Genomic DNA, 22,543 nt, shown 5'->3' with positions numbered 1-22,543 from the left:
TTTTAACAAGGGATTGCCTTATCGTCAATGCAAAAATGCGAACGTTTTTTATAAGCGTAAAAAAAACGTTCGGTTTTTGGTCAAATTTATTCAGTATCTTGAGTAGGTATAGCTTTAAATTGAATTTTTTGACGCAAAAAGGCTGGTTCACCATCTACTATATGAAAAAGCGGCTCTTCTTTTCGCCCTATGGCCATGAAACCATCCTGCTGCATTCTTGCTAAACAATCCTCGATCGACTCATTTTCTTGTACCTCATACCAAATTTGCTTTTTCCCCAACTTTTTCTTCCTCTCCACTTCACGTTTTACATATTTACTACTTGTATTACATTATACCTTTTGTTGCTTAAAGAAGTATGTAAGAACATATAATGAGGTTCTTTCAATAGAAAAAACTGCAGATTCATATCCGCAGTTTCAATTAAGGTTCATTAAATCCATAAAAAGCTTTAAAATAGATACCTAAAAATAATAATAGTAGGAATGAATGAAGGACAACAAGAACCATGCGATAGCCTTTAATGCCTAAGAGAGCACTAACAATGCCTAAACCACCTAAAATAAAGGGCATAAACATATTGACTTGATAGAGAAATGTAAAAAAGCCTCCATACCATTTCGTTGAATCATAACCAAACAGAAAGAATATAAGTAGTAGACTCAAGATCGAAATAGCCGTAAAAAGGTTACGCCTCATTTTGATTCCTCCTATGAATCAAGATCAATCAATATGTATATAATTTAATTTATTATAGCATTTTATGAATATTTCATAAAACAAAAAAAGCCATGGAATATATCCATGACTTTTTAAATTGCCTAGCGACGTCCTACTCTCACAGGGGGAAGCCCCCAACTACCATCGGCGCTAAAGAGCTTAACTTCCGTGTTCGGTATGGGAACGGGTGTGACCTCTTTGCCATCATCACTAGACTATGGTCGGCTTTCAATATACATCGCATTTCTTCGTCAGCTTCTGTCCTTCAGTCAGTCACGTACTTGAGTACGCTCCTTTCCTCTCTCATTGCTTCCTCGAACTACTCGTATTTTGAAACCCTTCATAAAAGAAATTATTCTTTCAAAACTGGATAAACGGTTCATTGAATGTTTCAAACGTTTTTGGTTAAGTCCTCGATCGATTAGTATTCGTCAGCTCCATGTGTCACCACACTTCCACCTCGAACCTATCTACCTCATCGTCTTTGAGGGATCTTACTTACTTGCGTAATGGGAAATCTCATCTTGAGGGGGGCTTCATGCTTAGATGCTTTCAGCACTTATCCCGTCCACACATAGCTACCCAGCGATGCCTTTGGCAAGACAACTGGTACACCAGCGGTGTGTCCATCCCGGTCCTCTCGTACTAAGGACAGCTCCTCTCAAATTTCCTACGCCCACGACGGATAGGGACCGAACTGTCTCACGACGTTCTGAACCCAGCTCGCGTACCGCTTTAATGGGCGAACAGCCCAACCCTTGGGACCGACTACAGCCCCAGGATGCGATGAGCCGACATCGAGGTGCCAAACCTCCCCGTCGATGTGGACTCTTGGGGGAGATAAGCCTGTTATCCCCGGGGTAGCTTTTATCCGTTGAGCGATGGCCCTTCCATGCGGAACCACCGGATCACTAAGCCCGTCTTTCGACCCTGCTCGACTTGTAGGTCTCGCAGTCAAGCTCCCTTGTGCCTTTACACTCTACGAATGATTTCCAACCATTCTGAGGGAACCTTTGGGCGCCTCCGTTACCTTTTAGGAGGCGACCGCCCCAGTCAAACTGTCCGCCTGACACTGTCTCCTGCCCCGCTAAGGGGCATGGGTTAGAATTTCAATACAACCAGGGTAGTATCCCACCGACGCCTCCTTCGAAGCTGGCGCTCCGAGATCTCTGGCTCCTACCTATCCTGTACAAGTTGTACCAAAATTCAATATCAGGCTACAGTAAAGCTCCACGGGGTCTTTCCGTCCTGTCGCGGGTAACCTGCATCTTCACAGGTACTATAATTTCACCGAGTCTCTCGTTGAGACAGTGCCCAGATCGTTACGCCTTTCGTGCGGGTCGGAACTTACCCGACAAGGAATTTCGCTACCTTAGGACCGTTATAGTTACGGCCGCCGTTTACTGGGGCTTCAATTCGCAGCTTCGCTTGCGCTAACCACTCCTCTTAACCTTCCAGCACCGGGCAGGCGTCAGCCCCTATACGTCACCTTACGGTTTTGCAGAGACCTGTGTTTTTGCTAAACAGTCGCCTGGGCCTATTCACTGCGGCTCTCATGCGCTTGCACGCTCAAGAGCACCCCTTCTCCCGAAGTTACGGGGTCATTTTGCCGAGTTCCTTAACGAGAGTTCTCTCGCACACCTTAGGATTCTCTCCTCGACTACCTGTGTCGGTTTGCGGTACGGGCACCTCTCACCTCGATAGAGGCTTTTCTTGGCAGTGTGAAATCAGGAACTTCGTCCATACGGACTCGCCATCACAGCTCAACGTTACAGTGTGCGGATTTGCCTACACACACGCCTTACTGCTTGGACGCGCATAACCAACAGCGCGCTTACCCTATCCTACTGCGTCCCCCCATTTCTCAAACGGTGAGGAGGTGGTACAGGAATATCAACCTGTTGTCCATCGCCTACGCCTATCGGCCTCGGCTTAGGTCCCGACTAACCCTGAGCGGACGAGCCTTCCTCAGGAAACCTTAGTCATACGGTGGACGGGATTCTCACCCGTCTTTCGCTACTCATACCGGCATTCTCACTTCTAAGCGCTCCACCAGTCCTTCCGGTCTGACTTCAACGCACTTAGAACGCTCTCCTACCACTGACATCGTAGATGTCAATCCACAGCTTCGGTGAATCGTTTAGCCCCGATACATTTTCGGCGCAGCGTCACTCGACCAGTGAGCTATTACGCACTCTTTAAATGATGGCTGCTTCTAAGCCAACATCCTGGTTGTCTGTGCAACGCCACATCCTTTTCCACTTAACGATTACTTTGGGACCTTAGCTGGTGGTCTGGGCTGTTTCCCTTTTGACTACGGATCTTATCACTCGCAGTCTGACTCCCGTGTATAAATATCTGGCATTCGGAGTTTGTCTGAATTCGGTAAACCGGGATGGCCCCCTAGTCCAAACAGTGCTCTACCTCCAGTATTCTCATCACGAGGCTAGCCCTAAAGCTATTTCGGAGAGAACCAGCTATCTCCAAGTTCGATTGGAATTTCTCCGCTACCCACACCTCATCCCCGCACTTTTCAACGTGCGTGGGTTCGGGCCTCCAGTAAGTGTTACCTTACCTTCACCCTGGACATGGGTAGATCACCTGGTTTCGGGTCTACGACCACGTACTATTTCGCCCTATTCAGACTCGCTTTCGCTGCGGCTCCGCCTTCTAAAGCTTAACCTCGCACGTAATCGTAACTCGCCGGTTCATTCTACAAAAGGCACGCTATCACCCATTAACGGGCTCTAACTACTTGTAGGCACACGGTTTCAGGATCTCTTTCACTCCCCTTCCGGGGTGCTTTTCACCTTTCCCTCACGGTACTGGTTCACTATCGGTCACTAGGTAGTATTTAGCCTTGGGAGATGGTCCTCCCGGATTCCGACGGAATTTCACGTGTTCCGCCGTACTCAGGATCCACTCAGGAGAGAACGAACTTTCGACTACAGGGCTTTTACCTGCTCTGGCGGACCTTTCCAAGTCGCTTCATCTAACTCGCTCTTTTGTAACTCCGTATTGAGTGTCCTACAACCCCAAGAGGCAAGCCTCTTGGTTTGGGCTCTTCCCGTTTCGCTCGCCGCTACTCAGGGAATCGATTTTTCTTTCTCTTCCTCCAGGTACTTAGATGTTTCAGTTCCCTGGGTCTGCCTTCAAGACGCTATGTATTCACGTCAAGATACTACGCGATTAAACGTAGTGGGTTCCCCCATTCGGAAATCTCCGGATCAAAGCTCACTTACAGCTCCCCGAAGCATATCGGTGTTAGTGCCGTCCTTCTTCGGCTCCTAGTGCCAAGGCATTCGCCGTGCGCCCTTAATAACTTAACCTAACGGCTTTCAATACACATCACATTTCGTTGTCAGCTTCACTCGTTCAATCAGTCACGTACTCAAGTACGCTCCTTCATTCACTCGATTGCTTCCTAGAACTGCTCGTGTCTTGAAACCCTCTTAATGTTATTAAGCCTATAAAAAAACTTAAAAAAATAAATGTGTTTGTTACAATTTCAATGTCGTTTTATCCAGTTTTCAAAGAACAAAGCTACTGCCTGCTTATACAACTCGCAGCTTTGCGACGAAAGCGTAGCGACAGGAGCACATAATTAGAAGTAATTCATTCAAGAAGAATGAACCTTCAAAACTGAACGCAAAACGTAATCTTACAAACCCTAGGTTTGTATTCCGAAATAATCCTTAGAAAGGAGGTGATCCAGCCGCACCTTCCGATACGGCTACCTTGTTACGACTTCACCCCAATCATCTATCCCACCTTCGGCGGCTGGCTCCAAAAGGTTACCTCACCGACTTCGGGTGTTACAAACTCTCGTGGTGTGACGGGCGGTGTGTACAAGGCCCGGGAACGTATTCACCGCGGCATGCTGATCCGCGATTACTAGCGATTCCGGCTTCATGTAGGCGAGTTGCAGCCTACAATCCGAACTGAGAACGACTTTATCGGATTAGCTCCCTCTCGCGAGTTGGCAACCGTTTGTATCGTCCATTGTAGCACGTGTGTAGCCCAGGTCATAAGGGGCATGATGATTTGACGTCATCCCCACCTTCCTCCGGTTTGTCACCGGCAGTCACCTTAGAGTGCCCAACTAAATGATGGCAACTAAGATCAAGGGTTGCGCTCGTTGCGGGACTTAACCCAACATCTCACGACACGAGCTGACGACAACCATGCACCACCTGTCACCGTTGCCCCCGAAGGGGAAACTATATCTCTACAGTGGTCAACGGGATGTCAAGACCTGGTAAGGTTCTTCGCGTTGCTTCGAATTAAACCACATGCTCCACCGCTTGTGCGGGCCCCCGTCAATTCCTTTGAGTTTCAGTCTTGCGACCGTACTCCCCAGGCGGAGTGCTTAATGCGTTAGCTGCAGCACTAAGGGGCGGAAACCCCCTAACACTTAGCACTCATCGTTTACGGCGTGGACTACCAGGGTATCTAATCCTGTTTGCTCCCCACGCTTTCGCGCCTCAGTGTCAGTTACAGACCAGATAGTCGCCTTCGCCACTGGTGTTCCTCCAAATCTCTACGCATTTCACCGCTACACTTGGAATTCCACTATCCTCTTCTGCACTCAAGTCTCCCAGTTTCCAATGACCCTCCACGGTTGAGCCGTGGGCTTTCACATCAGACTTAAGAAACCACCTGCGCGCGCTTTACGCCCAATAATTCCGGACAACGCTTGCCACCTACGTATTACCGCGGCTGCTGGCACGTAGTTAGCCGTGGCTTTCTAATAAGGTACCGTCAAGGTACAGCCAGTTACTACTGTACTTGTTCTTCCCTTACAACAGAGTTTTACGAACCGAAATCCTTCTTCACTCACGCGGCGTTGCTCCATCAGGCTTTCGCCCATTGTGGAAGATTCCCTACTGCTGCCTCCCGTAGGAGTCTGGGCCGTGTCTCAGTCCCAGTGTGGCCGATCACCCTCTCAGGTCGGCTACGCATCGTCGCCTTGGTGAGCCGTTACCTCACCAACTAGCTAATGCGCCGCGGGCCCATCCTATAGCGACAGCCGAAACCGTCTTTCAGTGTTTCATCATGAGGTGAAACAGATTATTCGGTATTAGCCCCGGTTTCCCGGAGTTATCCCAAACTATAAGGTAGGTTGCCCACGTGTTACTCACCCGTCCGCCGCTAACGTCGAAGGAGCAAGCTCCTTCTCTGTTCGCTCGACTTGCATGTATTAGGCACGCCGCCAGCGTTCGTCCTGAGCCAGGATCAAACTCTCCATAAAAGAAATTTGAATAGCTCAAATTGTTTTGCTGGCATCATTTTGATGTCCAAAATTTTGTTTCGTTCACTAAGCAAAGCTAGTTATTTGAAACTTTATTGATTACGTTTTGCTTGTTCAGTTTTCAAGGTTCATTTAATAGTTACATCAAGTAACTTTTTATAATTTAACATAATGTTAAATTCATGTCAACCGTTTATGTTAATATTTTTTAGTTGTTCGTTTATCTCGTAACAACGTGTTTAAATATATCATCTTAAAAATAAGTTTGCAAGAGTTTCATTGAAGTAAAACTATTCTTATTTATTCGAAATCAAGTTTCTTCTATATAATGTAGAAAATTAATAACTTGATTTGTTTAGGCTATGCTCTATTTTGAATGTCTTAAACCCCAAAATAGTTTCGTGTTATTTTTGTTGGCAATGAAAAAGCACCTCTAATTATTAGTTTCTTACCTAACAATTGAGGTGCCTTTCAAAATATATTTAACTATCTTACCCAGATAAAGTACGCAAGGAAGACAAAGAATAAGCCATACATCATAGGATGAATTTCTTTTTTACGACCCGCTAATAACATTGTAATTGGATAGAATACAAAACCGATTGCAATACCAGTAGCAATTGAATAACCAAGTGGCATCATTAATACTGTAAAGAATGCAGGTACTGCTATTTCGAATTTATCCCAATCAATTAGACGTAATGATGATACCATCAGTACCCCTACGATTACTAGAGCTGGTGCAGTTACTGCTGGTGTTACAACAGCTAGTAATGGTGAGAAGAATAAAGCTACTAAGAATAGTACTGCAGTTACGACTGCTGAGAACCCTGAGCGAGCACCCGCTGCTACCCCAGAAGTTGACTCTACATACGCTGTTGTTGTTGATGTACCAAATAAAGAACCGATTGTCGTTGCTAGCGCATCCGCCATTAAGGCACGTCCTGCACGTGGTAATTTATTATCTTTTACTAAGCCAGCCTGTGTCGCTACAGCCATTAAAGTACCTGCTGTATCAAAGAAATCTACAAACAGGAATGTTAACACTACTACTAAAAACTTCACATTAAATAACGTTCCAATGTCACCAAGTGGTTCCAATGCTACCATAAATGTAGAGTCTACACTTGGAATAGCCGAAACAACTGCTGTTGGGGGATCAATGATACCTGTGATCATCCCAATAACCGCAGTAATGACCATCCCTAAGAAAATACCAATACTACGGAATTTAATGATAAGAATAACAGAAAGAATGATTCCGAATACTGCTAGTAATGTAGCTCCAGTAAAAGTTCCTAAAGTTACCAATGTCGCTGGACTATCAACTATAATCCCTGCACCTTGTAAACCTACAAATGTGATAAATAAACCAATACCTGCTGAAACAGCATATTTAAGTTGTACTGGAATGGCGTTAATAACAGTTTCACGAATACCCGTTAAAGATAAAATGATAAAGATAATTCCAGAAAAGAATACACCTGTTAAACCAGTTTGCCATGGAATACCATAAGCTCCGACTACAGTAAATGCGAAGAATGCATTTAATCCCATCCCAGGAGCAAGTGAAATTGGGAACTTAGCGAAAATCCCCATAATCAAAGAACCGACTGCTGCTGCTAATGCTGTTGCTACGAAAACAGCACCTTTATCCATCCCTGCATTTTCTAGAATACTTGGGTTAACAGCTAGAATGTATGCCATTGCAAGGAAGGTTGTAATACCACCAATTATTTCTCGGCGATAATTAGTTCCTAATTCATCGAACATGAAATATTTTTTCATTATCAAAAAATCCTCCGTATGGTCGTCTTCAATATCGAAAACAAAAAAGACACGCTGACTACTCTACTAGTCGCATGTCTACGATATATTTCATCACCATAGTGTGTGAAATAAATTAGTGTTTATACATAGATAAACCCAAATCGTAGTCAAGTTATTTACGGTAACTTGGTAGAAACTCACGGGCCTTATTCCCGACATTATACGACGACGTATTTAATTTACATTCGTAATATATCATTTCACTTTTTAGATTTCAACCCCATTTCCGAACATTTTTACAAAAATAAATACGAAAGTTCGTGTAAAATTCTTATTTAATGTTCATATTCAACTAATTCACCGCTAAATAAACGTAGTACTGAACATTTCTGTAATCAATAAAAAGCAAAAACCCCCTGGAACTCTTTCGAATTCTAGAGGATCGTCCCTTGAACGTTATGACTTAATTCATCACTTTACTTTGTAAGATTTGAATCCTTTTTTCTAGTTTTTCTTTCCAATCTTCCGCTAATGCATCCACTGCTTGTATTTGTTTCATAGCTATCGCATCTTTATTTTTAAAGTACACTTCATTGCCGTACAAAACTGTGATACGCGCAGGATGCTTTTCCACAACTTCTATTGTTGAATCTGCACAAATTGACCCCTCCTCCAGTACGCGTGCAAGATAACCTGTATAACCTGTTTCAATTAAACGTTTAAGTAATGTGGTTGCCTCAGTATATCTATCAATCGTACTACATGGAATACGTCCTTGTGTGATTTGTATGACGGCATTACCTATTTTATAAATATCCCCAATACAAACATCCGCTTCTAACATATTCGTTACTGTTAAATTTTCACCAAATGCAGCAGTAGGCAACGGTTTTCCAAGTTCATGTTCCCATTGTATGTAATGCTCTGCAGGGTATAAACAAACTGCACGGTCTGGGCCACCATGATGTTTTTTATCTGCCACATCATCCCCTTCGAAGCCACGCGATGACAAATAAACCTCTTGCATTTGTTGCTTTTCAATTCCTGTAATCATCGAACGTCCTTTACTATCAAGCAATTCTTTCGGCATTCCAACAGCAAGTGTGTGAATTATTGGCCTATTTTTCTCCATTTAAATCCCCCCTAATCTGAATAGTACAATTCTTTTGCATTCATTTAGTTTACTACATACAGCACTTTACCAGCAATTACTGCTTTAACCTTGATATAATTCGAATTATACAATCTATGAATAGACTAAAAATGATCAAATCAAAAAACCCTAAAAACCTCTCAAGGCTTTTAGGGCAGTTACTGTTATTCCCACTCAATCGTTGCTGGTGGCTTAGATGTAATATCGTACAGCACGCGGTTCACGTGTTTTACTTCGTTTACCATGCGGACAGAGATTTTCTCTAGTACGTCCCAAGGGATACGTGCCCAGTCAGAAGTCATGCCGTCGATAGATGTTACAGCACGGATACCGATTGCGTAATCATACGTACGTGCATCGCCCATTACACCAACTGAACGGATATCAGGTAATACCGTGAAGTATTGCCAGATGTCACGGTCAAGACCAGCATTTGCGATTTCTTCACGTAAAATGAAATCTGCTTCGCGAACGATTTCTAATTTTTCTTCTGTAACTTCACCAAGTACACGAATACCTAATCCAGGACCTGGGAATGGTTGACGCCAAACGATTTTTTCATCAAGACCAAGTTCTAAACCTAGCGCACGAACTTCATCTTTAAATAACGTTTTCAGTGGCTCGATTAATTGGAATTGCATATCTTCTGGAAGACCACCAACATTATGGTGTGATTTGATTGTTTGCGCCGTTGAAGTACCAGATTCAATGATATCTGTGTATAGAGTACCTTGTGCTAAGAAATCCATACCTTCAAGCTTCGATGCCTCTTCATCAAATACGTAAATAAATTCATTACCGATAATTTTACGTTTTTTCTCCGGATCTGATACACCTGCAAGTTTGTCCATGAAACGTTTGCGAGCATCAATTTTAATAAGATTCATATCAAAGTCTTCTGTGAATGTTTTCATTACTTGTTCAACTTCACCTTTACGGTTTAAGTTGTGGTCTACGAACATACAAGTCAATTGATCGCCGATTGCTTTATGAATTAAAACTGCTACAACTGATGAATCTACACCGCCAGAAAGAGCACATAATACTTTTTTATCGCCAACTATTTCACGAATTTTTGCGATTTCAAGCTCAATGAAGTTAGCCATTGACCAGTCGCCTTTTGCCTCACAAATATCAAATACGAATTGACGTAGTAAGTCATTACCATAAACAGAGTGACGTACTTCTGGATGGAATTGTACAGCATATAATTTGCGTTCTACATCTGCCATTGCAGCAATCGGACAAGATGCACTTGTAGCAATTACTTCAAATCCAGCTGGAACTTCTGTTACATGGTCACCATGGCTCATCCACACGATTTGCTCAGTTGGTAAGTCTCCAAATAACTTATTTGAAGTAGTGACTTTGATTTCCGCTTTACCATATTCACGCGTTTCAGCACCTTCAACTTTACCGCCATTTGTATGTGCCATTAATTGCATCCCATAGCAAATACCTAATATTGGTAAGCCTAATTCAAAAATAGCTGGATCCACATGGAAGGCATTTTCATCATAAACAGAGTTTGGGCCACCTGAAAAAATAATACCCGTTGCGTTCATATCTTTAATTTCTTCCGCAGTTACCGTATGTGGGTGCAATTCACTGAAAACACCAAATTCACGGATACGACGCGTAATTAACTGGTTAAATTGGCTACCGAAGTCCAGTACAACGATTTTTTCTTGCTCTTTTAATAAAGGGCTAGCTGTCAAAATTTCCACCTCTTCTACTATTTTTAAAGGATATTTTCATTTGTTCAAAGAAAAACGCGAAGAAAGTAAAAAAACTTTCTACGCGTTCATAAGCTCTAGAATAGTGATAAAGGCGAATGCGTAGCAAAGTAAAGTGATTTACTATACTTTTCACCTAACGAAAACATCCGCCTTCATAGAGAAATCATTTAAGGTGATTTCGTAGAAACATCCGAACCCTATTATCGAACTTATATGAAAGCAATCCTTGCATTTAATTTTTTTCATTTTACTCTTTGTACACATTAAAATCAACTGATAGTGCGATTGATTAAATATTCCCAACTTTCTTTCAGCTCTCTAAAATCGACTTCCTCCTTATCTTTTCCATAAACATGTTGTTCATATACTTCTGTCAGCTTTTGCATTTCATCTGTCTCTAGCGCAGCATCTACTCGCTCAGCGAACGCACGCAATGTTTCCCCATCTCTTCTACGCAATCCAATACGGGATAATTGCTTCAGCAATACATGGTAAGAAGAATCGAAGTTTGACCAATCCGCTACCTTTTTGCGATATACACGCACATGCATCTTAGGAATCCATGTTTTACGTTGTAAGTATAACGTAATACTAATAATGATCAGTAAAACCACGATGGCAATCCACACATAAGTGAATTTTTTCAGCCATGTCCATACTGCATCTAAATTAAATGTTGATGGAGACTGTTCCTTTTCAGATACCTTTTCTTGTGGTTGGGGCTGCTCTGGTTTTTTTTCTGGCTGCAATACCTCTTCCTGATCAGCTGTATCTAGTGGGATATCATAATCAATATTCACATTACCTGTAAAGCCGATGGTAGGTTCAAACTCCATCCAACCCGTGCCAGGTATATATGCTTCCACCCAAGAGTGCGCATTGTCATTCGTGATTCGATATTCGCGCAGTCCGTCTGTTATCGGTCCTACTGTGCCAGGTGCAAAGCCTTTAACCCATCTTGCTGGTATGCCTAGTGAACGTAAAAGCACAACCATCGAAGTGGAGAAATTATCACAATAGCCTACTTTAGTATCGAATAAAAATTGATCGACATAATCTTGATTTTCAGCAGGAATTGCCGCTTCATTTTTATCGTATCTAAAGCCATTGGTTCTAAAGTAACTTTCCACAGCTTTAATTTGATCGTATATCGTAGCTTTACCTTGCGTTATATCAGAAGCTAAATCTCTTACACGCTGCGGCAGCTGGTTTGGTAATTGTAGAAAACGATTATATGAAGGATCTAATGTTTCAAGTGTAGTAGGATATGACAATTGAAGCTGCTCCATACTATAAACTGGTTCACTATAAGACAATGAGTAGTTTGATAACGATTTTGATTCACCCGCCTGCTGCTCTATCGTCATTTTTTCAGTCTGCTCATCCTGAATAAATAAAGTGGCGTCTTGAGCTGAAACAGATAATAAACCATAAGTTTGAATCAAAAATGGCATTGGAACAGCAATATCTAATTGAATTTGTCGCTCATTTTCTGGTAATCCTACTTGTAAAGAAGTATGAATGGGTGTATTTGTTTCATAGACATTTTTGCCAAAGTTTCCATCCGAAATAATCCAGCCTTTTGATGTATACGTATCTTTTGTTTCAATACGCCAATAATGCCGATCACGAGAAGAAGCCGTGAAAATTAATGTATTATCCCCTTGGAATGGGCCTCCGAGCTGACTATCATCTTGGCCATAGCCAACTGATTTTTCCCCAGTTCCGCTTCCAGCTTGGCCAGTAATTTCTTGGATGAATGGCACAGGATCTGCCCATGTTGGTCCTGTCTTTGGTAAAAAGAATGCGACAGAGCTAACAAGCAATACTGAGACAAGCATCGGAATAACAATTTTCCATTTCTCCAGTATAGTACTTGTTGTCTCAACTTGAAGCCATAGACGTTTAACAAAGAGTACTCCTGTCATAATTAATCCAAGTACAATAACTTTTACAATAGCCGCTTTACCATCATAATCACTAAACGTATCTAATGTGGCAATAAAGAAGACAGTCATAGCAAAAAAGTAAAATATATTTTTCCGCACTGAAACCCAATGGTGAATTAAATAAACAAGCATCCAAATTAATACAAGAAATAGCACTGTCCTAAAGGCATTTGATACTTGTCCAAAATCCCCCGATAGTATAGAGGCCATATTCCCTGTCCATTCAGACAATAAAAACGGTAAAGTTTCTCCTGAAAAAACGGGGCTTGTACTATAAGTGAAGACAATAAGCCAAGTAATATAGCCTAACTTCACTAATCCAGATAATATTTGGTGTACTCGGCATAAACTTAACGCTAGGGATAAACCAATAAACACAAGGAAGAGTTGCATCCCGCCAGTATTCGTTAATTGCATAATAGGAATAAGCCATTCACGCAAAATGAAGAATATAATAATATACGCAATGGTTAATTCTATAAATTCCCCTAATGGTCGTTTCACGGTTTCATCACCTCCGTGAATAAATGATAAAAATCTGTTGGGTCTACATAAACGATTTGTATATGTTTATAGCGCATCATAAGCTCAGATTGCACAGGTGGCTGTTTTGCCACTACAAAACAAATACAGCTTTTCACTAAATTCGCAAGAGTATGTAGTAATTCTTCTGATACATCACTTGTCACATAAAGCAATGTTGCAACTTGCTTAAAAGATTGCTGATCATAAAATCTGAATTTGACATTCTCTGTAGGCTTTATAGCAGCTAAATGATACATAATCTGATCTAATTGCTTTTCACCTTGTATAACCGGGAATACTTTCGTCATTTCTCCAGCGGAAATAAAAGATAAATCTCCTCGTTCTTGAACAATCATCTGTAGCATGGATGCTACTAACTCCACTTTTTCTTCAAACATTGGAGATTTTTTAGCGTCTAATACGAGCAATAACTCTGAAGATTGTCGATCCTCAAACTCCTTCGATTGTAAGGTTTGCGTTCTCGCAAATGATTTCCAATGAATCCATGAAAAGCGATCTCCTGGAACATACTCTCTTAACCCAACAGCCATAGATGTGTCCTTTACAATGGAATAGGGTGACATCATAGAGCCAACATCATATTTCGTTTGAAGGGTAGCGTATTTCATCTCCCTGATTCTCGGATAAACTAAAATAGTTTGTTCCTTTTCTGCTATGACAGGCTTTTTTGCCCAGCCAAAGAAATCATAGAAAACCATTGTAACCCCTAAGTAGCGATGCTCTCCACGAGGCATCTTTTCCAAGTCATAATGCCAGCTAAATTTTTTCCTAAAACCAACAAACTTAATGGCATTTGAATTTTCTATTTTAGCCTGTACTAACCCCTCACTATCTACAAGTTCCTCCATCATGATATAGGCAAATGGGAAACGTGTTCTTCTTTCTATCGTAATAAACACCTTTGCCGATTGCCCTCGTTCTATATGATTTGGTTCAATTTTACGCTCTACAAGTAAAATATCTTCTCTCACTACAAAGAACAAGAGTGCGTACACTAAAAATGGACTAACCGTAAAAAATACAAACCAGCTGACGAATCCTCCTTGGAACATAGCGTAACTAAATGTTACGACCATCAAAAAGGTAATCAATAAAAAATGTTTGCTTTTTTCTAAAAAGCCTTTCCATTTCTTCATTGTTCTGCAAACCTTTTAGTCGGAACAGGTGTACTCGCAATAATGCGCTTGATTATTTCGTCTGCGGCTACGTTATCGTAGCGTGCATCTGGTTTTAAAACTAAACGATGGTTAAAGACAAATGGCACAAGATATTGAACATCATCGGGTGTCACATAGCTGCGCCCTTTCATAAATGCATAAGCTTGAGAAGCTTTCATTAGCGCTAATGTTGCCCGCGGACTCACCCCTAAATAAACATAGCTATTTTCCCTTGTTTGGGCAGCAAGCTCCACCATATAATTTTTAACTGAATCTTCCACATACACGCCCTGAACAAGCTCCTGCAATTCAATTAATTGCGTTACAGATAACACTGATTCGATTTTTTCAATTGGTTTACCATTTTCAGCTCTTCGCAAAATTTCTACTTCCTGCCCTCTAGATGGGTAACCCATTTTTATCTTCAATAAAAAGCGATCCAGTTGTGCCTCTGGTAAAGGATAGGTACCCTCATGTTCAATCGGATTTTGTGTGGCCATAACAAAAAATGGCTGGTTAATTAGCAGTGTTTTTCCGTCAATTGTGACAGATGCCTCCTCCATGCCCTCTAATAAGGCAGATTGTGTTTTTGGCGACGTACGGTTTATTTCGTCTGCTAATACAACATCCCCCATAATTGGTCCTGGGCGAAATTCAAACTCCATTGTTTTTGGATTATAAATAGATATACCAACTACATCTGAAGGCAATAAATCTGGCGTAAATTGAATGCGTTTAAACTGAGCGTCAAAGGATTTCGCAAGCGCTCGTACCATCATCGTCTTTCCTACTCCAGGTACATCCTCTAACAAGACATGCCCTCTCGCTAATAATGCGACAAGACTAAGCTCAGCAACCTCTCTTTTACCAATCATTACTTTTTCTATATTTTCTAAAACATCCTGTATTTGAGAATTCATAAATCAAAAAAGCCTCCTATTCCATCAGGCAATTGTGTGAATTGCACGATAACTTATCCTAAGCATAGCGAAATCTGTCTTCTAAAACAATTATCTGAAACCGCTACATACTATTGATCCTCATAAAGAAGGCTTGTTTGAATGTTATCAAACAAGCCTAGTCCTTATTATATAACGTCATTCTGTAATAGAATGTTACAATTTTATTCTTTTTAACCATATTTCTTCCAATGATGTAGCATCTTCTTGTAAAAAAATATCAGTTATCGTCCCAGAAACAATAATTTTCCCTTCATGTAAAACTAATATATCATCTGCTATTTCTTCAGCAAAAGACAGCAAGTGTGTAGAAAATATGACCGTATTCCCTTTCTCCTTTTCCTCCAACATCATATTTTTCAGCTGCGCTATCCAAAACGGATCAAGGCCATTAGTCGGTTCATCTAAGATCAACAAAGAACCGCTGCCAAGTAAGCTTTGCGCAAGATTTAATCGTTGTAGCATTCCCTTAGAAAACTGTTTAGCCTGTTGCCTGCGAACGTCCCACAAGGAAACGCGCTTCAAAACTTGCTCTTGTTCATATTTATCTACTTGTTTTAAAGATGCCAACAACTCTAAAATTTCAGCGGCAGTTAGCATAGTAGGGAAATCTACATCGTCAGGCATATAACGAATTGCTTGTGGTTTATGCCATATCATTTCCCCAGATTTTTGCTTTTCTTGCCCCGTTAATAGTCGAATCAACGTACTCTTTCCTGCTCCATTGCCTCCAACCAGCGCTAAAATTCGACCTGAATACAATGTAAAGGTTGCTTCTTTTAAACCTCTATCATTATCATAGACATTAGCTACATTTTTCGCTTCTAAAAGAATCATCGTTGCTGGTCCTCCTTTAATAACTTCGTAGCAAGCATAAGCGGCAAAACAATCCAACAAGTCGTCACAATCCCATATACCACGTGACCCAATGGCGACAAATAAAACTTCGTTACTCCATAAAACGCTGGACCAAGCACACTAGCTTGATTGCTGAATATAAAATAACCAAAGCGCAGCCATTCCACAGGATTTATATGTATCGTTATGATGGTAAGCTTTTGTAAAACATGACCAGCTACAACTGCACCTAGAGCCATTAAAGCATAAGATATAAGCAATAAAAAAAAGGACCATACAACAAGTGATAATGCTAGTGCAAATAACCTTGTTTGGGCAAATGCCCCCAGTGCAATACCTATTGATACAAAAATAAAGATACTTAATAGCGTAAGGGTAACTAAAACAAACGGTAATCGTACGCCGCCTAAAAAACCACCTAATGCTAATACAACACCAAATGCCACTAACACAACCAGTAAAAAGGCAAGTGATGTTGCTACATATTTGCCTATAATATATTGTCGTCGTTTCATCGGATAGGTTTTTAGTAACGAATACCAACCAGATTCTATATCACCAGCTATACTCATACTTCCAATGCTTACAATAAATAATGGTAATAGAAACAATAATACATTTAAAAATGATGCTGTTTGACGTGTAAAACCCTCGATAACAGGTAAAGCCATTTGTTGAATGACAATAATTGCTACAAAAACAAATGTAAAAAGAAAGGCTACTAGCTGCATCCAACGACTTCTTAAAATTTGCTTCAGCTCTATTTTCACAAACATCACTCATGTATCCCCCAATTAAACGTTAGCAAATCCTGATAAGCCAATAGTTGACCATCTCCTTCATTAGTCATCCATTTTTGCGCTTCATCTTTTGTCGCAAATGCTAGAACTCCATAGTTCATCGGAGTCCAATACTCTTTGTTGTACACAAATGTCGCTTTATAAATGTCAATCCATTCATTGTTTGCCTTATTTTTAATATAGGCTGCGCCAACTTCATCCTCACCATTTAGCTCAAGATATTCCATCAGACACCCAATATCATCAAAAATCTCATAGTCTCCATTTTTCAAAACAATCTGTCCAGCATATTCATTATGAACAATACTCATATTACAAATTTCACAAACATCTGTTTCACTGATAATCTCACGTGGTTTATATGTTTTATCGCTACATCCTACCAATAGTGCACTGCATAAAATCAAAATAGTTATCCATCTAGTCATATTCGCATCCCTCTTTTCCAAAACCATAAACCACACATAGATACCACTAGACCAATTAACAATTGTATGATATTTATCGAAAACTCCGTCTTTCTCATATCGCTAAGTAATTTTGGTTCATTATCTACGAGTAGATTTTGTTCTGTTTTATTAATTTGCTGATCTAGTGACGTCAAGATCATGACGCTTGGTGATGCTACAAAAAATTGATAAACTGGTTGTCTCACCATCCACTGTCCAAAGCTCGATACAGCTACGTAGGGAACATCCCCGAAACCATCGCCCGCAACATCTATCCCAGTATAATCATCATAAAAATTGCCAATGAGACGCAAACCTTGGTGGTCTGATCTTGCCGTTAATATATTTCCCGTAAACTGATTATCATTTATGATTGAGTCATCCTCTACCTTTGTACCTTCTAATGCGGTCTGATTCATTCGAAAGCGATTTTCTTGTATTTGAATGTCTGAACTTTTTTGCAATGCTACACCTACTCGATTATTATGAAAGCTATTTTTTCTTATCATTGCTTGCTGAGTGTCATACATTAAAAGACCATAGCTATTGAAATCGTTATGGCTACTGACTGTATTATTAGCTATTTCTAAGTCAGTAGTCATCATGACCATTAGACCTGTAACATTATGTGAATACGTATTGAAAAGCACCTCCACACCACTCGAATACATAAAGTGTGTTCCGTAACGGCTATTCGTCACCTTGTTTCGTTGAACATCAATTTGCTTCACTTCTTCTACGTATATACCATCTTGCACTTGTTCAATAGTATTTTGTTCGATGGCAATGTCCTCGCTTTTAAACACAGCAATCCCATTGCCTTTTTCAGCATAATGTGACTGATTACCAATAATCCTATTTTCTAAAATTCGAACATGCTTTGAACGTTGAATATGGATACCTACTTGAACATCTTTTACCTCTATCTCTCTCAACTCTAGATTCTCTGCCTCATTGGCTACAATGCCTTTGTTTTTTGCACTTATCATTATATTTCCTACAGAGACATTAGCTACATGTTCAATTTTTAGTGCAGGGTTATTATTTAAAGAATACAACTCAACCCCCTCTTCTCCGCGTAGTATAATTGGTTTCTTCACCGTAAAATTCCCTTGGTAACGACCAGCAGGAATATGAATAATCTCTCCAGTTTTCGCTTGATCAATAGCAAATTGAATATCAAATTCCGCATATGCCGTTTGACTTGTAAATAGAAAAAACAAAAAGAAAAAACTGATTTGTTTCATCACTCTTCACCTCCCCATTCAGCATGAAAAGACTAGAGGAATGCCCCCTAGTCTAACGCTTTAATGACTGTGTCCCTCTTGTTCATGATTCATTTCATTCGAATGCATGGAACCAGATTCGCCATTTTCTTCCTCAGCCTTTTTTTGCATCATTTTCTTCTTACGTCTCTCCAATGCATCATCTTTAATTTTTTGTAGATCTTCAACGTAAGCTTTCGAATTTTCTTGGATATATTTATCTGCTTCAGCCTTGTTCACAAAATAAATATAGCCCCAGTTCATTGGAGATTTCAGCTCTGTTTTCACAATAGTTACATCTTCAACCTTTGCCCAATCCTTTGTCACAAAATCACGGACAAATTTTTCATTTTTTTCTTCATTGGCAACCTCCGCGTTCAACAAACAGCCAATATCGTCATAAAAAGCAATCGATCCATCTTCTTTTATTGCTTGTGTTGAAAATACTCCCATCTCGTGATCTTTCATGTAAACCTTCATATTACACATTTCACAAACTGTATCTTCCTTTGGCTCTTGTAACCGTGGATCTACTAGCGAAGCAACCTGGACAGAATCTTCTTTCAATGTTGCTGTTTCATTTTTCGTAGTCTCTTGCTCCGTTTCCTTCTCTTTCACTTGGGCTTTTTCACTGCCACATGCTGCAAGTACAAATAATAATATTAGTGCAGGTAACCATAATTTTTTCACAACTATTTCCTCCAAATTTAGTTTTCTGTTGCTATACTCTACATTACAGATTAGTTGTGAAATTAGTTAAAAATCGGAGTGAAGAATTGGAAAAATTATCTTGAACATTCAATGAACATCTTCACTTCAAATATTTTGAATTTAGAGCAATTCTTTTTCCACTCTTATATAAAAACTCCCCACACTATGAATGTGGAGAGCTCGTTATTTATATGGAAGAACGGTAACTATTGAGTCGCTTCTTTTGTTTGCTTAAACGGCTTAGCTTTAACGCAGTTTCATTTAATTCCCGACGAATTTGTAAATCACTAGCACTATCCATATGAATAGGCGCTGTATGTTGATGTTGCTGCTGTTGATTTGGTGCATTTATTGAACTGTGCTTCTTCTCTTTATTTTTTTGCAAACTATTTTTAAATAGTTTTTGTGGATTTTGCCCAAAGTTATGGCTAATATCCCCAGCATGCAAATACTGATTTTCTTGCCGAAAAACACTGCTTGTCGTTGCACTCACTCTAGAAGTCCTCATAAAAAGTTACCCTCCCCTACATTTTATTATCCTTATAGGTAATTATATCGACATTATATGTTGATCATTAACAACATAGAACCAAATGGCATAAAAAAAGAGAGAAAAGAGCTATTTTCAAAAGCGAAGTTCACTTTTTCATAACTCTTTTCACTCATCTTACTTCCAAAAATCATCAAATATCGTAATTGGCATATGACGTTTATGTTGAGAACGCAAATAATATCCTTCTAAGATTCGGCGTGGTTCTTCAGGAATTTCTTTTCCCTCTAAATAATCATCAATTTGATCATATGATACACCAAGTGCCACTTCGTCTGGCAATGATGGACGATTCTCCTCTAAATCCGCTGTTGGCACCTTTTTATAAAGATGCTCAGGACATTTAAGTTCTGCTAACAGTTGCTTACCTTGTCGTTTATTTAGACGAAAAATCGGCATTAAGTCCGCTCCACCATCACCAAATTTTGTATAAAACCCCGTAATAGCCTCCGCAGCATGATCCGTTCCTAACACAACTGCCCCATTCATCGCGGCAATTGAATATTGCATCTTCATACGCTCACGAGCTTTTTCATTCCCTTTCACAAAATCATTCAGCTCAACGCCTGCATTTGCTAAAGCCAACACACTAGCATCTACAGCATTTTTTATATTCACAGTGTAAATTTTCGTTGGTTTTATATAATCAATGGCATCCTGACAATCTTGTTCATCAGCCTGCACGCCATATGGTAAACGTACAGCCAAAAAAGAATACTTCATTTCCCCAGCCTCTGCATTCAGTTCATCAATTGCCAACTGTGCTAGTTTTCCTGTTAACGTCGAATCTTGACCACCAGAAATACCAAGAACGAATCCTTTTACAAAGCTATAGTGTTGTGCATATTCCTTTAAAAAATCAATGGATTTACGTATTTCTTCCTGTACATTAATAGTAGGCAATACAAGTAATTCTTCAATAATTTGTTGTTGTAAAGTCATTGTACCCGTCACTCCTCTTATTTACATTCGCTTAACCATATTGTGCACTTCTTCAATATTACGCATTTTATTATCCCAGCATTTTTGGCTGAGATCGACTGGATACTCTTCAGGATTCATCGCACGTTTATATTCATCCCACAGCAATTCTAAATTTTCCGCAGCATAATCACGCATTTCCACCAAAGTAGGATTTTGATAATTGATTACTCCACTTTTAATGACATGCTGATGTAAATTTTTTGCTTCAAAATTTGTGACAAACTTTGATACAAATGTATGGATTGGATGGAACATTTTTATGCGTTCCTCAGCTTGAGGGTTTTCTTCTTGCATCGTAATATAATCGCCCTCTGCCTTCCCATTTTTTTTATCGATAATACGATAGACATTTTTTAATCCTGGAGTTGATACCTTTTCCGCATTAGCCGAAATTTTGATTGTATCTTCAAGTTGCCCTTCGCTATTTTCGATAGCCACCATTTTATAAACTGCACCTAATGCAGGCTGATCGTAAGCTGTAATAAGCTTTGTACCAATTCCCCAAACATCTACTTTTGCACCTTGAGATTTTAAATTTAAGATTGTGTATTCATCTAAATCATTCGAGACAATGATTTTGGCATCCTGGAAGCCTGCAGCATCCAACATACGACGAGCTTCTTTTGATAAAAACGCGATATCACCGCTATCTAAACGTATGCCAATAAAGTTAATTTTGTCTCCTAGCTCTTTAGCTACTTTAATAGCAGTTGGCACACCTGATTTCAATGTATTGTAAGTATCTACTAAAAAAACACAATCACGATGTCGTTTAGCATAAGCATGGAATGCATCATAATCATTTTTATATGCTTGTACTAATGCATGTGCGTGTGTACCAGAGACAGGAATATTAAAAAGTTTACCTGCACGAACATTACTAGTAGAAGCAAAGCCCCCTATAAACGCAGCACGAGTTCCCCAAATAGCTGCATCCATTTCCTGTGCACGCCTTGTCCCAAATTCCATCGCCACTTCATTTTTAGTAATTTGTTTAATACGGCTTGCCTTTGTGGCAATTAATGTTTGGTAATTAACAATATTAAGCAATGCCGTTTCAATAAGCTGCGCTTCCACTAATGGAGCTTCAATTCGAACAATCGGTTCATTGGCAAAAACAAGCTCCCCTTCTACCATAGAATACATATCCCCTGTGAATCGAATATTTTTCAAGTACTCGATAAAGTCCTCCTTGTAGCCCACTTCCTCACGTAAATAGGTAATATCGGATTCGCTAAAATGAAAATCACGTAGATAATCAAGCATTCGCTCTAACCCAGCAAATATGGCATAGCCATTACCAAAAGGTAATTTCCTAAAATATAATTCAAAAACTGCTTTTTTATTATGTATGCCATCCGCCCAGTAGGATTCTGCCATATTAATTTGATATAAGTCTGTGTGTAGCGCTAAGCTATCATCTGCATAGTTTGATCTCAAAAGAAACCCCTTCTTCCGCTTTGATAATTAGTCCTAGTATACACTATATACCCAAATTCTTGCGTTTTACATATCTTCTATTTGATGTTAGGTTTTCTAACATAAATAGTCAGAAAATTTAGAACTATTCACATTTTAGACACATTTTTTAGTACCGCTTTCATTCCTTTTATAAAAACATTTTCTGCAAACTATTTCGAGAATAGAAATATAAGATGTAAGGTAATGTAACATGCATTCTA

General features: G+C 39.9%; 16 protein-coding genes, 3 rRNA genes and 2 riboswitches. All 19 genes read right to left on the bottom strand.

The window, feature by feature from the left end; genetic code table 11:
• Positions 1-86 precede the first annotated feature (86 nt).
• Positions 87-281: an NETI motif-containing protein gene (locus tag AC6BKE_RS06420; protein ID WP_089934989.1), complete on the bottom strand. Its 195-nt coding sequence runs from the start codon at positions 279-281 to the stop codon at positions 87-89.
• A 142-nt stretch (positions 282-423) separates the two neighbouring features.
• On the bottom strand, positions 424-699 hold the full coding sequence (locus AC6BKE_RS06415) for a hypothetical protein (RefSeq protein ID WP_036124085.1): 276 nt from the start codon (positions 697-699) through the stop codon (positions 424-426).
• A 120-nt stretch (positions 700-819) separates the two neighbouring features.
• Positions 820-935, bottom strand: a 5S ribosomal RNA gene (gene rrf / locus AC6BKE_RS06410).
• A 186-nt stretch (positions 936-1,121) separates the two neighbouring features.
• Positions 1,122-4,049 (bottom strand): 23S ribosomal RNA (locus tag AC6BKE_RS06405).
• 370 nt (positions 4,050-4,419) lie between these two features.
• A 16S ribosomal RNA gene (locus tag AC6BKE_RS06400) occupies positions 4,420-5,971 on the bottom strand.
• Together the 16S, 23S and 5S rRNA genes form the textbook arrangement of a ribosomal RNA operon.
• A 486-nt stretch (positions 5,972-6,457) precedes the next feature.
• Entirely contained in the window at positions 6,458-7,759 is a 1,302-nt protein-coding gene (locus AC6BKE_RS06395) for an NCS2 family permease (protein ID WP_036124549.1), read from the bottom strand.
• A 126-nt stretch (positions 7,760-7,885) separates the two neighbouring features.
• Positions 7,886-7,987: riboswitch (purine riboswitch) on the bottom strand.
• Between the two features lie 217 nt (positions 7,988-8,204).
• A complete protein-coding gene (locus AC6BKE_RS06390) occupies positions 8,205-8,873 on the bottom strand; it encodes an MOSC domain-containing protein (protein WP_101967016.1) in 669 nt (222 codons plus the stop codon).
• A gap of 185 nt (positions 8,874-9,058) precedes the next feature.
• Positions 9,059-10,612: a glutamine-hydrolyzing GMP synthase gene (gene guaA, locus AC6BKE_RS06385; RefSeq protein WP_036124553.1), complete on the bottom strand. Its 1,554-nt coding sequence runs from the start codon at positions 10,610-10,612 to the stop codon at positions 9,059-9,061.
• A 156-nt stretch (positions 10,613-10,768) separates the two neighbouring features.
• Positions 10,769-10,870, bottom strand: a riboswitch (purine riboswitch).
• 32 nt (positions 10,871-10,902) lie between these two features.
• Entirely contained in the window at positions 10,903-13,086 is a 2,184-nt protein-coding gene (locus AC6BKE_RS06380) for a DUF4129 domain-containing transglutaminase family protein (protein WP_499856216.1), read from the bottom strand.
• On the bottom strand, positions 13,083-14,264 hold the full coding sequence (locus AC6BKE_RS06375; RefSeq protein WP_089934295.1) for a DUF58 domain-containing protein: 1,182 nt from the start codon (positions 14,262-14,264) through the stop codon (positions 13,083-13,085). Before AC6BKE_RS06375 ends, AC6BKE_RS06380 begins: the two co-directional genes overlap by 4 nt.
• Positions 14,261-15,205, bottom strand: coding sequence for an AAA family ATPase (locus AC6BKE_RS06370; protein WP_342544348.1), 945 nt, complete (start codon positions 15,203-15,205; stop codon positions 14,261-14,263). The genes AC6BKE_RS06375 and AC6BKE_RS06370 overlap by 4 nt, the downstream gene beginning before the upstream one ends.
• 195 nt (positions 15,206-15,400) lie before the next feature.
• Entirely contained in the window at positions 15,401-16,081 is a 681-nt protein-coding gene (locus tag AC6BKE_RS06365; RefSeq protein WP_499856213.1) for an ABC transporter ATP-binding protein, read from the bottom strand.
• A complete protein-coding gene (locus tag AC6BKE_RS06360; protein ID WP_499856442.1) occupies positions 16,078-16,878 on the bottom strand; it encodes an ABC transporter permease in 801 nt (266 codons plus the stop codon). Before AC6BKE_RS06360 ends, AC6BKE_RS06365 begins: the two co-directional genes overlap by 4 nt.
• On the bottom strand, positions 16,878-17,330 hold the full coding sequence (locus tag AC6BKE_RS06355) for a nitrous oxide reductase accessory protein NosL (protein WP_058845192.1): 453 nt from the start codon (positions 17,328-17,330) through the stop codon (positions 16,878-16,880). Before AC6BKE_RS06355 ends, AC6BKE_RS06360 begins: the two co-directional genes overlap by 1 nt.
• Positions 17,327-18,598, bottom strand: coding sequence for a right-handed parallel beta-helix repeat-containing protein (locus tag AC6BKE_RS06350; RefSeq protein WP_499856211.1), 1,272 nt, complete (start codon positions 18,596-18,598; stop codon positions 17,327-17,329). The genes AC6BKE_RS06355 and AC6BKE_RS06350 overlap by 4 nt, the downstream gene beginning before the upstream one ends.
• 60 nt (positions 18,599-18,658) lie before the next feature.
• Positions 18,659-19,306: a hypothetical protein gene (locus AC6BKE_RS06345; RefSeq protein WP_499856209.1), complete on the bottom strand. Its 648-nt coding sequence runs from the start codon at positions 19,304-19,306 to the stop codon at positions 18,659-18,661.
• A gap of 208 nt (positions 19,307-19,514) precedes the next feature.
• Entirely contained in the window at positions 19,515-19,835 is a 321-nt protein-coding gene (locus AC6BKE_RS06340; RefSeq protein ID WP_058845195.1) for a hypothetical protein, read from the bottom strand.
• 159 nt (positions 19,836-19,994) lie between these two features.
• Positions 19,995-20,819 carry an NAD(+) synthase gene (gene nadE, locus AC6BKE_RS06335; protein ID WP_499856206.1) on the bottom strand — a complete coding sequence of 275 codons (825 nt, stop codon included), beginning with the start codon at positions 20,817-20,819 and terminating at the stop codon, positions 19,995-19,997.
• Positions 20,820-20,840: 21 nt separating this feature from the next.
• Positions 20,841-22,301 (bottom strand): nicotinate phosphoribosyltransferase, encoded by a 1,461-nt coding sequence (locus AC6BKE_RS06330; RefSeq protein WP_499856204.1) that lies wholly within the window; start codon positions 22,299-22,301, stop codon positions 20,841-20,843.
• Positions 22,302-22,543: the final 242 nt, after the last annotated feature.

Source organism: Lysinibacillus sp. COL-1 (genome assembly GCF_059814265.1).
The sequence above is the reverse complement of the archived record's forward strand: the minus strand, read 5'-3'. Positions and strand labels throughout refer to the sequence as shown.